This is a genomic window from Nocardia sp. NPDC051832 (assembly GCF_040681285.1).
Lineage (GTDB): Bacteria > Actinomycetota > Actinomycetes > Mycobacteriales > Mycobacteriaceae > Nocardia.
The window spans coordinates 982,264-993,921 of sequence record NZ_JBFAYL010000003.1 but is presented as its reverse complement, the minus strand read 5'-3'; the positions used below and the strand labels follow the sequence as shown (position 1 = coordinate 993,921).

At 67.7% G+C, this 11,658-nt stretch carries 12 protein-coding genes and 1 tRNA gene; 1 reads left to right on the top strand and 12 read right to left on the bottom strand.

All coding sequences use genetic code 11. The features are described 5' to 3' along the window. Positions 1 to 41: 41 nt before the first annotated feature. The 4 genes from AB0M14_RS22260 to AB0M14_RS22245 form a co-directional block, all read right to left on the bottom strand. Entirely contained in the window at positions 42 to 587 is a 546-nt protein-coding gene (locus tag AB0M14_RS22260) for a dihydrofolate reductase family protein (RefSeq protein ID WP_364997834.1), read from the bottom strand. 120 nt (positions 588 to 707) lie between these two features. Beyond that, entirely contained in the window at positions 708 to 1,592 is an 885-nt protein-coding gene (locus tag AB0M14_RS22255) for a LysR family transcriptional regulator (RefSeq protein WP_364997832.1), read from the bottom strand. 13 nt (positions 1,593 to 1,605) lie between these two features. Beyond that, positions 1,606 to 2,193, bottom strand: coding sequence for a hypothetical protein (locus tag AB0M14_RS22250; RefSeq protein ID WP_364997830.1), 588 nt, complete (start codon positions 2,191 to 2,193; stop codon positions 1,606 to 1,608). A 45-nt stretch (positions 2,194 to 2,238) separates the two neighbouring features. Beyond that, positions 2,239 to 2,679 carry a hypothetical protein gene (locus AB0M14_RS22245; protein ID WP_364997828.1) on the bottom strand — a complete coding sequence of 147 codons (441 nt, stop codon included), beginning with the start codon at positions 2,677 to 2,679 and terminating at the stop codon, positions 2,239 to 2,241. Between the two features lie 131 nt (positions 2,680 to 2,810). On the opposite strand from AB0M14_RS22245, the gene AB0M14_RS22240 reads away from it, so the two are divergent. Continuing rightward, positions 2,811 to 3,431: a helix-turn-helix domain-containing protein gene (locus AB0M14_RS22240; RefSeq protein WP_364997826.1), complete on the top strand. Its 621-nt coding sequence runs from the start codon at positions 2,811 to 2,813 to the stop codon at positions 3,429 to 3,431. 17 nt (positions 3,432 to 3,448) lie between these two features. Here the strand turns inward: AB0M14_RS22240 and AB0M14_RS22235 are convergent. From AB0M14_RS22235 to AB0M14_RS22200, 8 genes are all read right to left on the bottom strand, one after another. Beyond that, positions 3,449 to 3,522: transfer RNA gene (locus AB0M14_RS22235), tRNA-Leu, on the bottom strand. A 430-nt stretch (positions 3,523 to 3,952) separates the two neighbouring features. Then, positions 3,953 to 5,452: an amino acid permease gene (locus AB0M14_RS22230; protein WP_364997824.1), complete on the bottom strand. Its 1,500-nt coding sequence runs from the start codon at positions 5,450 to 5,452 to the stop codon at positions 3,953 to 3,955. 50 nt (positions 5,453 to 5,502) lie between these two features. After that, complete coding sequence (locus tag AB0M14_RS22225; protein ID WP_364997822.1) at positions 5,503 to 6,969, bottom strand: peptide MFS transporter; 1,467 nt, start codon at positions 6,967 to 6,969, stop codon at positions 5,503 to 5,505. A gap of 351 nt (positions 6,970 to 7,320) precedes the next feature. Beyond that, the gene (locus AB0M14_RS22220; protein WP_364997820.1) at positions 7,321 to 8,268 is read right to left on the bottom strand and encodes a Ppx/GppA phosphatase family protein; all 948 of its coding nucleotides are present in this window, start codon (positions 8,266 to 8,268) and stop codon (positions 7,321 to 7,323) included. Next, a complete protein-coding gene (locus tag AB0M14_RS22215) occupies positions 8,265 to 8,783 on the bottom strand; it encodes a DUF501 domain-containing protein (RefSeq protein WP_364997818.1) in 519 nt (172 codons plus the stop codon). Before AB0M14_RS22215 ends, AB0M14_RS22220 begins: the two co-directional genes overlap by 4 nt. After that, positions 8,780 to 9,406, bottom strand: coding sequence for a septum formation initiator family protein (locus AB0M14_RS22210; RefSeq protein ID WP_364997815.1), 627 nt, complete (start codon positions 9,404 to 9,406; stop codon positions 8,780 to 8,782). Before AB0M14_RS22210 ends, AB0M14_RS22215 begins: the two co-directional genes overlap by 4 nt. A gap of 17 nt (positions 9,407 to 9,423) precedes the next feature. After that, the gene (eno, locus tag AB0M14_RS22205; protein WP_364997813.1) at positions 9,424 to 10,710 is read right to left on the bottom strand and encodes a phosphopyruvate hydratase; all 1,287 of its coding nucleotides are present in this window, start codon (positions 10,708 to 10,710) and stop codon (positions 9,424 to 9,426) included. Between the two features lie 136 nt (positions 10,711 to 10,846). Further along, complete coding sequence (locus AB0M14_RS22200; protein WP_364999010.1) at positions 10,847 to 11,533, bottom strand: lytic murein transglycosylase; 687 nt, start codon at positions 11,531 to 11,533, stop codon at positions 10,847 to 10,849. Positions 11,534 to 11,658 lie beyond the last annotated feature (125 nt).

Sequence of the window (11,658 nt, the reverse complement as noted above, 5' to 3'; positions counted from 1 at the left end):
CTATCTTCGCGACTGCCCTGCGGTTTTGGGCCCAGGGGTGATCAGCGTGGCGCGAGGCGGTGCACGACGATGCCGGATTTGAAGGTGGTCGTGCCGAGCAATTGGAGGTGGGTGAGATCGGCGTAGCCGTCGAAGAGCCGCTCGCCGGTGCCGGCGATGGCCGGGAAGATCCAGAAGTGGTACTCGTCGACGAGTTCGGCTTCGAGCAGCGTCTGGGAGAGCGACCCGGTGCCGAACTTGAGGATGTCGCCACCGTCCTGTTCTTTGAGGGCGCGCACCGCGTCGACGGTATCTCCTTGCAGGACAGTGGCATTCCAGGTCAGGTCCGGTTGGGCGAGAGTGCGGGACGCGACGTATTTGGGCATGGCATTGATGCGGGCGGTGTAGGGATCTTCGGCGGGGCGAGTGGGCCACACCTGTGCGAATCCCTGGTAGGTCTCGCGGCCGAGCAAGAGCGCGTCGGCGGCGAACAGCAACCTGGTCCCGTATTCGCTGTGCTCCTCATCCCAGTACGGCGCACCCCACTGGTGCGGTTCGCCGACAACTCCGTCGGTCGTGACGAAGGTGGATTCGATGATCTTTCGCATGGACAGCCTTTCGAGCTTGCTGGGACGTGCACTCAGCATCGCCAGCCGAAAGGTCGCCCGACAAGCGGGATTTCGGCAACGCAGCGCTAAGCGATCGGTAACGGTGCGCACACCCGTGTGTCACCGCGCTACCGCGGCCTCGGCGATCGCCGCCAGGAACGGCGCCACGAGCGGGTTCGACCCCGCGGTCGGCCACAGGAGGCCGTACTCGATCGGCGGCGCGTCGCGAAAAGGGACGACGACCGTCTGCGGCCAGGCATCGAAGACCATGGCTGGTAACGCGACCGTACCGACGCCGACGCCCTGGCTGACGTGAACCAGAACCTCGGCCCAGGAGGTCGTCGCGGGACCATGCGGTATCGGCCGTCCCGACGGTGTGCGGCGGGGAAAGTGGTGGTCCATCCAGTTCCGCGGAACAAGTTCGCCGGCGATCGTGATCAGTGTCGTGTCGGCCAGGTCCTCGAGCGACACCGACTCCTGTCCAGCGAACCGATGTTCTCGCGGCACCAGCAGCCCCCGCCGTTCGGAGAACATGATCGGGCCGATGGTGATGTCGGGTTCGGCGATCGGGAACTCGGTGAGCTGTAAGTCCACCGCGCCTGAGCGCATGCGGCCGAGTGGATCGGCCAGCTGGATCTCCTCGATCCCGACGGCGGCGTTCGGGTACCGCGTGCGAAAAGCATTCGCCGTCCGCGCGACCAAATTTCCGCACCAAGGCGAGGAAAAACCGACCGTGATGGCGGGTTTGGCGTGGCTTGCCGCCAGGATGCCCGCCGAGATCTGGTCGTAGGCGGGCCGCAATTCGTCGCGCAGTTGCTTACCGAGCGGTGTCAGCCGGACGGCGCGGCTGTTGCGTTCGAACAGCGGTGCGCCTATGCGGCGCTCCAGCTTTCGGATCGCCTGGCTGATGCGCGGCGTGGTCACGCACAAGCGTGCGGCGGTCCGGCCGAAGTGCAATTCCTCGGCGAGGGCGAGAAAGGCTTCCAGTTCGAGACGTTCCAACATTCGCTGATTCGATTCAGCGGGCCAGTTCCTGGGCCATGCCCGCGGTGATGGTGGTCAGCACGCGGGCCGCGGTCGCCAGATCCTCGGAAGCGACCGCACCGTAGGCGGCCGTCACGATCGCGCCGGATTCGGCTCGGACCTGGTCGGCGAGGGACCTGCCGGCGGTGGTGGGCTCGACCGCACCGCCCGGAATGGCTTGCAGCAGGCCGCTATCGAGCAGTGCTTGCAGGGCGGTCTCGACGTCGGCGCGATTCCATTGAGTAAGTCCGGTTACCCGGGCGATGTGGGCCGTCCGCTCGACCGGCTCAGTCGCGGCCAGTGTCTGGTTCAGCACGATCCACTGCTTCTCGTCCAGGGTGGTTCCGGCGAGTGCGCGGGACAGCACCGCGGTGTGGTGCTTCTCCGCCTGGCCGATGATCGCCGGGCTCAGCGTGGCCGGGACGGCAGGCGCGGGTCGGGCCGAGTCGGTCGTGCTCGTAGCCGCGGCCGGACTGCTCGAGTGCGACCCGGCGCCGCCGGTCGCTCCGCCGCAACCCGTGAGCAGCAGCGCCGCGCCGACGATCGAGACCGCGACGCCGAAGGTGGCAGTTCTGTGGAACATTGGTGAAATCCATTTCTACTCAGGTGCTTCAGAGACCGATCAAGGTCAGGCGTGGGCCAGTTCCTCGGCCATCCGGGCGGTGATGGTCACCAGCACGCGGGCCGCGATAGCCAGCTCCTCCTCGGATACCGCGCCGTAGGCGGGGCCCAAGATCTTGCCGGACGCGCCGCGAACCTGGGCGACCATGTCGCGACCGGCCGCGGTGATTTCCAGTCGGCCGCCGGCTGATTCGGTCAGCAGCCCACCCTCGACCAGGGCGGTCACGGCGTCGGCGACAGTGCCGGATTCCCACTGGGTCATTCCCGCGATCTTGGCGATGTGGGCAGAGCGCTCGACCGGCCCGGCGACCAGGGCCTGGTTCAGGGTGATCCAGCGCTGCTCGTTGAGCGTGGTGCCGGACAGGGCCCGGGTCAGGATGGCCGTGTGGTGCTTCTCGGCCTGGCCGATGATCGCCGGGTTCAGGGTGGCGAGGGCGGTGGTGCTCATTGCGATCTCCTTGGTCGGGGTGCTGCTCGTTGCTGCGACCAATAATGACACTGAGTTCCATACGTGCGCAAGTACCAATTTGAACTGAGTTTCTTTCGTGCCTGAGGTTCTTCTTGCGCTAGGATCTCGAGATGCCGATCGACGACCGCGCCCTGCCGCTGCGTGAACGCAAGCGGCTCCGCACCCGCCGCGCTCTCGCCGACGCCGCCCTGCGGTTGTTCGCGGAGAAAGGCTTCGCCGCCACCACCATCGAGGAACTGGTCGACGCCGCAGAGGTCTCTCGCAGCACTTTTTTCCGGGCCTTCCCCACCAAGGAGGCCGTCGCCATCGAGCCCGAAACCGAGCTCTGGACCGGCTATCTGGACGCGCTGGCCGACCGCGAACTCACCGGCCCGGCCCTCACCGCACTACGCGATGCCCTCCTCGACACCGCCGCCGAACTCCCCGCGGACTGGGATGAGCGCTACATCGCCACGCGCCGACTGGCCCTCACCGCACCCAGCGTGCTCGGCCACATCGACTACACCCGCTCCGGCGTGGAAAACCAGGTCGTCGCGCAGCTCATCGCCAAACTCGCCCTCCCGGAAGACGATCTGCGTCCACGCATCCTCGCCGAACTGGCCACCACCGCCTGGAGCCATGCCGGCCGCGGCTGGGTCGCCGCCAACGGCGCCGGCGGCCGACCCGACCTCCTCAACCGCCTGCACGAAGCCTTCGCCGCCATCCCCGACGCGCTTCAATTAGCGACGTAGCACCGAAGCCATCTTTGTGCCCCCAGTCGGACTCGAACCGACACTTTGCGGATTTTAAGTCCGCTGCCTCTGCCAATTGGGCTATGGGGGCGTGGGGGTTCAGACTACCGACTCGTACGGCTGTACCGGAATTCTGGCGGCCATACCTGTCAATGTTCCCTGGCGACGGACCGGCAAACACCGTGGCCATGATAGCGGGAATTCGATAGCTGTCGGCTATGGTCTGATCATGCGGCGATCGGTGAGTTACTTGCGGATGGCAGAGAACTCACTGGTCGGCGCAGGGATGGCGGCGGTCGCGGCGGCGGTGGGGACTGCCGGGATCGCGTCCGCCACACCGGAATTGGACGCTCGACCGGCGGATGGCGGGTCCGCTCGGATTCGGTGAATCGGGTCCGGAGAGCGGCGGTTGGCAACTCCTACAAGATCGCCGCTATCTGGTCGCAACCCTGGTTCGGCGGGACTCGTCCACGCGAACGGAAGGGGCCCACGAGGATTCGCGGGCCCCTTCCGGGTTCGGGTTACTTCTGTTCGGCCTCGGCCTTACCGAGCAGCGAGTGCCGGCGACCGTAGACGAAGTAGAGCACGATGCCGATCGCCATCCAGATGACGAACCGCAGCCAGGTCTCCACCGACAGGTTGAGCATCAGCCACAGGCAGGACAGCACGGCCAGGATCGGGATCACCGGGACCCACGGCACGCGGAAGCCGCGCGGCAGGTCGGGGCGGGTCTTGCGCAGGACCAGCACACCGATCGAGACCAGCACGAAGGCGAACAGCGTGCCGATGTTGACCATCTCCTCCAGCGTGCCGAAGTCGACGAAACCGGCCAGCACCGCACAGATCACGCCGACGATGACGGTCAGCCGGACCGGGGTGCCCTTGCTGCCGGTGTGCGCGAGCTTGCGCGGCAGCAGGCCGTCGCGAGACATGGCGAACAGCACGCGGGTCTGGCCCAGGTACATCACCATGACCACGGTGGTCAGGCCGGCCAGTGCGCCGATGGAGATCAGGTTCTTCGCCCAGGTGTCGCCTTGCATCGCGAACGCCGTTGCCAGCGTGGCGTCGTCGGGCAGGTCCTTGTAGGACACCATGCCGGTGAGCACCACCGAGACCGCCACGTACAGCACGGTGACGATGGCCAGCGAGCCGAGGATGCCGCGCGGCAGCGCCTTCTGCGGGTTCTTGGTCTCCTCCGCCGCGGTGGCGACGACGTCGAAGCCGATGAACGCGAAGAACACCAGGCTGGCCGCCGAGAGCAGGCCGAACCAGCCGAAGTTGCTGCTGCCCGCGCCGGTGAGCAGGGAGAACAGCGACTGATGGATACCGCTGCCGCCGTCACCGGCCGGCTCGGCCGGCGGGATGTACGGGGACAGGTTGTCCTTGTTGAAGTAGGTGATGCCGACGACGATGACCAGCGCGATCACGGCCAGCTTGATGGCGACCGCGATGGCCGACACCCGCGAGGACACCTTGGTGCCCACCGCCAGCAGCACACCGAGGATCGCGATCAGCAGCACCGCGCCCCAGTCGAAGGTGATCGACCCGAGTTTCACGGTCGTCTCGCTGGAGATCACCGTGCCCAGGTACTGCGACCAGCCCTTGGCGACCACCGAGGCGGCGAGCGCGAATTCCAGGATCAGGTCCCAGCCGATGATCCAGGCCGCGAGCTCACCGAAGGTGGCGTAGGAGAAGGTGTACGCGCTGCCGGCGACCGGGACGGTCGAGGCGAACTCCGCGTAACACATGGCGGCGAAACCACAGGCGATGGCGGCGAGCACGAACGCCAGCGACACCGAGGGGCCCGCGACGTTGGCCGCGGTGCGCGCGGTCAGGGTGAAGATGCCCGCGCCGATCACGACCGCGACGCCGAAGATCGTGAGATCCCAGGCGGTCAGGTCCTTCCGCAGCTTCGAGTCGGGTTCGTCGGTGTCCCGGATGGACTGCTCCACCGATTTGGTCCGGAACAGTCCCGTGCGGCGGGGCACCGGAACCTTGTCCGGCGTTTCCTGGATCGCCACTGTTTTCTCCTTCAACAAGGGGTTGAGCTTCAGCGCACTGGCCGCGGTGGCTAGTGGACGCCTTCCATACGCCGGCTGATCCACGGGGCCAGCCCGAGGACAACCAGACCCGCGGCGATGGCTGCCGCGCCGATCAGACCGAAATAAGTGGTCTCATTTTCGTCGGAGTAGAAACGGGCCAGCACCCCAGCCATGGAGGTACCGATTCCGACGGAGAAGAAGTACAGAGCCATCATCTGCGCACGGAAGGCTTTGGGGGCGAGTTGCGTGGTAACCGCCAGACCGATCGGCGAGAGCAGCAGCTCGGAGACGGCGAACCCGCCCATGATCAGCAGCACGAACAGCGCAGGCACGCTCTTGCCGGAGTACCCGGCCAGCGGGACGAACAGCAGGAACGCCGCGCCCATGCCGATGACGCCGAAGGCGAACTTGCGCGGGGTGCTCGGGGCCCGGCTGCCCAGCTTGGTCCACATCATCGCGAACAGCGGTGAGAGCGCGATGATCCACACCGGTTCGACCGAGCCGATCCAGTTCGAGGGCGCTTCCCAGCCGAAGATGCTCCAGTTCATCCGCTCGTCGGAGTAGACCGCGAGCACGGTGAAGATCTGCTGGAACAGCGACCAGAACACCGCGTTGGCGATGAACAGCGGAATGAACGCGCGCACCCGGGTGCGCTCGACCGCGTCCACCTTCGCGCTGGTCAGCATGACCGCGAAGTAGACAAGCGAGGCGAGGACGATGACGACGGTGGTGACGTCGGCCAGATTGTCCAGGGTGACCAGCTTGGTGGCCCAGGCGAGCGCGATCAGCACGATGGCGGCGGCGAGCACGGCGGCCAGCTTCGGAACCTCGGTGCGCGGCAGCGGGTTCGGCACGTCCCGACCGGCCGTGCCGAGGTTGCGGCGGAAGATCGCGTACTGGGCCAGGCCCAGCGCCATACCGAGCGCGGCGGCGCCGAAGCCGTAGTGGAAGCCGACGCGCGATTGCAGCAAGCCGGTGAGCAGTGGGCCGACGAAGGCGCCGATATTGATGCCCAGGTAGAACAGCGTGAAGCCGCCGTCGACGCGGGCGTCGCCCTTCGGGTAGAGCGTGCCGAGCAGCGAGGAGGCATTGGCCTTGAGCGCGCCCGAGCCGAGCGCGATCAGCGGCAACGCGATCCCTACGCCCGCGAGTCCCGGGATCACCGCGAGCACGAGGTGGCCGCACATCACGATGACGCCGCCGTAGAAGACGGTGCGCTCCATACCGAGGACGCGGTCCGCGATCCAGCCGCCGAGCACCGTGGATAGGTAGACCAGCCCGCCATAGGCGCCGACGATGCCGACGCCGGTGGCCTTGTCGAGCCCGAGGCCGCCTTCGGTGGTCGAGTAGTACAGGTAGTACCCGAGGATGGTGAGCATCCCGTAGAACGAGAAACGCTCCCACATCTCCACGCCGAACAGGTTGGTCAGACCGATCGGGTGACCGAACAGAGTCCGACCAGCCACCTCACGATCGGGTACCACACTTTGGGACATACCCGAGAGATTGGCATAAATCGCAACTGTGCAGCAAATCACCCTCGGCGTGCCGCGGATCTGAATGTCCGATGGGGTATGTCCGGAGTGACGTAACGCCTGTGCACCGGGGGCGAAAATCTGGTGCCGCATCGGGCAGTTTGCGCTGGTTAACGGACCGCCGGTGCGCAATCAGCCGCGGTACGCGACCTGCGCCACGTTCACCTCCCAGGGTGATGACCTGTGAAAAATTTGCTGGAGATTATCTCCATAGCAATCGGCTCTAACTGACCTCGAGACCGGTTTCGGGCGTGTCGCAACGACCTCTGGCCCCGGCGGCAGCCGGGGCTCAGGAACGAAGAGAGATCGCGCTCAGACGATGGACAGCGCGATGCCGTCCAAGATGTCGTGCTCACTCACGACGAGTTCGGTGATGCCCGCACGGCGCGCCAGTTCCTCGGCGAGCACCTCGGTGATGACACCGCCGCCGCCGATGACATCGACCCGGCCCGGGTGCATCGGCCCCAGCGCGGCGCGCTGATCGTGGTTCATCCCGATCAGGCGGTCGCAGACGGCACGAACCTCGTCGAGGGTCAGGCGGGTGAGGTGGACCCGCTCCGAGTCGTACTCGGGCAGATCCAGGGCGATGGCGGCGATCGTGGTCATGGTGCCCGCGACGCCGACCCAGGTCCGGGCGCCGTCCACCGGCACTCGTTCGAAGGCCGCAGCGAGCCGCTCGGCCGCGAACGCCCGTGCGGCCGAGACCTGTTCGGGGGTGGGCGGATTTCCCGGGAGGCAGCGCTCGGTGATCCGCACGCAGCCGATGTCCGCCGAGAAGGCCGCCTCGACACCGGTCTTGCTGTCGCCGAAGACCAGTTCGGTGGAGCCGCCGCCGAGGTCGACAACGACGAAAGGCCCTTCGGTACTGGCCAATTCGCCGATCGCGCCGGTGAAGGACAACCGTGCTTCCTCGTCGCCGGTGATCACCTCGGCCTCCGCGCCCGGCACGACGGCGCCGAGTTCGGCGCGGGTCATCGCGAAGAAGTCGTCGCGGTTGGACGCGTCACGGGTGGCGGAGGTGGCCACCATGCGCAGCTTGGTGACGCCGGCCTCGCGCATCAACCGCGCGTAATCGGCCAGCGCGACCCGGGTGCGTTCGATCGCTTCGGGATGCAGCGCACCGGTCGCGTCGACGCCCTGACCGAGCCGCACGATCCGCATCTCCCGATGGACGTCTGCCAGCGTGCCGTCTGCCAGCACGTCGGCGATCAGCAGTCGAATGGAGTTGGTGCCGCAGTCGACAGCCGCTACCCGTGTCATAGGTTTTGTCCCGCTTCGTATTTGGGCCAGTCGGCGGGAATCGCGGTGCCGCGCAACCCGTTGTCGGCCGCCAGCGCGACCGCTTCGTCGCCGAACGGGTTCACGCCCGGCCCCTTCGCCAGGGCGTGCGCGATCAGCACGTGCAGGCACTTGACCCGCTCCGGCATGCCGCCGCCGGTGAAATCCGTGCCCAGCGACTCGATCTCGTTCCGCTCGGTCAGGTAGCTCTCGTGCGCGCGCTGATAGGCCGCGGCCAGCTCCGGATCGTGCGCCAGCCGTTCGGTCATCTCCCGCATGACACCCGCGGACTCCTGCCGGCTCGCCTCGGCGGTCAGCCGCGGATCGGTCAGGTAGTACAGCGTCGGGAAGGGAGTGCCGTCCGGCAGCCGGGGCGCGGTCTTCACCACCGCGGGCAGCCCGTCCGGGGTGCGGTAGGCGACGGCGAGCACGCCGCGGGGTTCGCGGCCGAGCTGGCCGGCGATGACTTCGAGATCGCGTTCGGTCGGTGCTGTCACCGGGGTCCTTCCGAATCGGCTGCGGGCGGGGCGGCGGGCGCCGGCGTCGATACCGGTTCCGCCGCGGGGGTCTGGGGCTGGGAGATGGTCTCCCAGAGTTCGGTGTACCAGGGATCCGGCGTCTTGGCCTGCGTCGGCGCCGGCGGCGGCGCGGGCGCCTCGATGCCCGGCACCTGCACGATGTAGGGCGTCTCCCCCGGCATCACCAGCCGCAACCGGTTGCGCGCCTCGGAGATGATGTAGCGCTGATCCTGTTGCTGGGCCCGGCGATCCCGCAGCCGGGCCAGGTCGGCCTCCAGATCCCGGCGCTGCTGGGCCAGTTCCGCGGCCTCGGCGCGCTGGGAGAAATAGGTGCGCATCGGGACCGCGAGGGTCAACGCGAGCGCGCACACCACCACGGCCAGGATGACCGCCTTACCGGTGGGCAACCCGAGGATGGTGCGTTCGTGCTTGTCCGCGCGGGCGGTTTTCCGCGGCTCCGTCTTTCGCACCTTGGTGGTCGAATCCGCCCGCCGGCGGGTGCGTTTGGCGGCCGCGGGCCGCGGGGCAGCGCGCGACGTGCGGCGGTCCGGGGCCTTCTTCGGCCGTCCTGATCCGGTACCGCGCGCACGTCGCTCCGCCATTGATCTTCTCCTAGTAATTAACCCTCGAACGCGAACCGCGGGAACGCGACATCGCCGGCGTAGCGCGCGGAATCGCCCAGGGCATCCTCGATGCGCAGCAGCTGGTTGTACTTGGCGACGCGCTCGGAGCGGGCCGGGGCGCCGGTCTTGATCTGGCCCGAGCCCACGGCGACGGCGAGGTCGGCGATGGTGGTGTCCTCGGTCTCACCGGACCGGTGCGACATCATCGTCTTGTAGCCATTGCGGTGCGCCAGCTCTACGGCGTCCAGAGTTTCGGTCAGGGTGCCGATCTGGTTGACCTTCACCAGCAGCGCGTTGGCCGCGCCCTTGGCGATGCCCTCTTCCAGGCGCTCCGGGTTGGTGACGAACAGGTCGTCGCCGACCAGCTGCACCTTGTCGCCGATGGCGTCGGTGAGCGCGACCCAGCCGTCCCAGTCGTCCTCCGACAGCGGGTCCTCGATGGACACGATCGGGTAGGCCGTGAGCAGCTCGGCGTAGAACTCGTTCATCTCGGCGGCGCTGCGCACGCTGCCCTCGAACTTGTAACCGCTACCGGCGGTGTAGAACTCGGTGGCCGCGACGTCCAGCGCGAGCGCGACGTCGGTGCCGAGCTTGTAGCCCGCCTTGTCGATGGCGACCGAGATCAGGTCCAGCGCGGCGCGGGTGCCTGCGACGTCCGGCGCGAAACCGCCCTCGTCGCCCAGACCGGTGGACAGGCCCTGGGCCTTGAGCACCGACTTCAGCGAGTGGTAGATCTCCGCACCCCAGCGCAGCGACTCCTTGAAAGTCGGGGCGCCGATCGGGGCGATCATGAATTCCTGCACGTCCACGCCGGTGTCGGCGTGCGCGCCGCCGTTGACGATGTTCATCATCGGGACCGGCAGCACGTGGGCGTTGGGGCCGCCGAGGTAGCGGAACAGCTCCAGGCCCGAGGACTCGGCGGCGGCGCGGGCCACGGCCAGCGAGGCGCCCAGCAGCGCGTTCGCGCCCAGGCGGGACTTGTCCGGGGTGCCGTCCAGATCCAGCAGGACCTGGTCGACGGTGCGCTGCTCGACCGCGTCCAGGCCGATGATGGCGGGGGCGATCTCGTCGAGGACGCCCTCCACCGCCTTCTGCACACCCTTGCCCTGGTAACGGTCGCCGCCGTCGCGCAGCTCGACGGCTTCGTGCTCACCGGTGGAGGCGCCGGACGGCACGGCCGCGCGGGTCAAGGTGCCGTCGTCGAGGGCGATTTCCACCTCGACAGTGGGGTTTCCGCGCGAATCCAGGATCTCGCGAGCTCCGACCTGTTCGATGATTGCCACGAAAACGACACTCCTTCGGCTGGTGGCACGGCAGTTGACGGGATGGGGCCGTGCGGTGCCGAGCCTAGCGCAGTGCTGCGGGGCCCGACCCTTGGCACACTCTCAAAAAGTCCCTGCAACTGTCGAGGCGCGGGCCTCACACGCGCCGGCCCACGCTGTACGCGGCGGCGCGATCGCGGACGGTGTGCATGTACTGATTCGACTGGTTATAGGTCAGAAGCGCCCGATGCCAACCGACTTCGGAGGTCAGGTCGCCGCCGCTGGCACAGAGGTATCTGGCCGCGGTGAGCGCCGCGTCGTCGATGCTCTGCGGATCGGCGAAACCGTCGCCGTTGGCGTCCACGCCCCAGCGCTTCCAGGTTTCCGGGATGAACTGCAACGGTCCGACGGCCCGGTCGTACACCGTGTCGCCGTCGAGCTTGCCGCCGTCGGTGTCTCTGATTTCGGCGACGCCCGGCGCACCGTCGAGCGGGATGCCGATGATCGGCGGGCGCACCGCGCCGTCACCGTCGGGCTCCGAGCGGCCGTGCGTGCCGTGCTTGCTCTCCACGCTCGCGATGCCGGCGATCGTGGTCCAGGCGATGCCGCAATCCGGTCTGGATCTGGCCAGCACCGCGGCGGCGTAGCCGTACGCCTCCAGCGCGACGTTCGGTATCCCGAGACCGCTCTGCCCGTCGGCCCAGTCCGCCAGCTGCGCGGCCGAGCGCCCTGGAGCGTCGAGGTCGATCACGGGCACGGGCACACCCGGGCCCGGTGGTATCCCCTCGGGGATCGGTGTCAGCGTGCCCACACCCCCGCATCCGGCGAGTGCCAAGGTCACCATCGCAGCGGCCGCAACGCCGGTCATTTTCAAGAGCACCCCTCCATCATCCAGGTGTTTCGGAGTGCTCCCCCGGATTGCGACAAACAACGCAAACCGGGGCCGGTGAGCATTGCCCTACGGCGCGT

Coding starts and splice junctions, on each gene's coding strand:
- AB0M14_RS22260 (WP_364997834.1), bottom strand. CDS start 587: ATGCGAAAGATCATCGAATCCACCTTCGTCACGACCGACGGAGTTGTC.
- AB0M14_RS22255 (WP_364997832.1), bottom strand. CDS start 1,592: ATGTTGGAACGTCTCGAACTGGAAGCCTTTCTCGCCCTCGCCGAGGAA.
- AB0M14_RS22250 (WP_364997830.1), bottom strand. CDS start 2,193: ATGTTCCACAGAACTGCCACCTTCGGCGTCGCGGTCTCGATCGTCGGC.
- AB0M14_RS22245 (WP_364997828.1), bottom strand. CDS start 2,679: ATGAGCACCACCGCCCTCGCCACCCTGAACCCGGCGATCATCGGCCAG.
- AB0M14_RS22240 (WP_364997826.1), top strand. CDS start 2,811: ATGCCGATCGACGACCGCGCCCTGCCGCTGCGTGAACGCAAGCGGCTC.
- AB0M14_RS22225 (WP_364997822.1), bottom strand. CDS start 6,969: ATGTCCCAAAGTGTGGTACCCGATCGTGAGGTGGCTGGTCGGACTCTG.
- AB0M14_RS22220 (WP_364997820.1), bottom strand. CDS start 8,268: ATGACACGGGTAGCGGCTGTCGACTGCGGCACCAACTCCATTCGACTG.
- AB0M14_RS22210 (WP_364997815.1), bottom strand. CDS start 9,406: ATGGCGGAGCGACGTGCGCGCGGTACCGGATCAGGACGGCCGAAGAAG.
- AB0M14_RS22200 (WP_364999010.1), bottom strand. CDS start 11,533: ATGGTGACCTTGGCACTCGCCGGATGCGGGGGTGTGGGCACGCTGACA.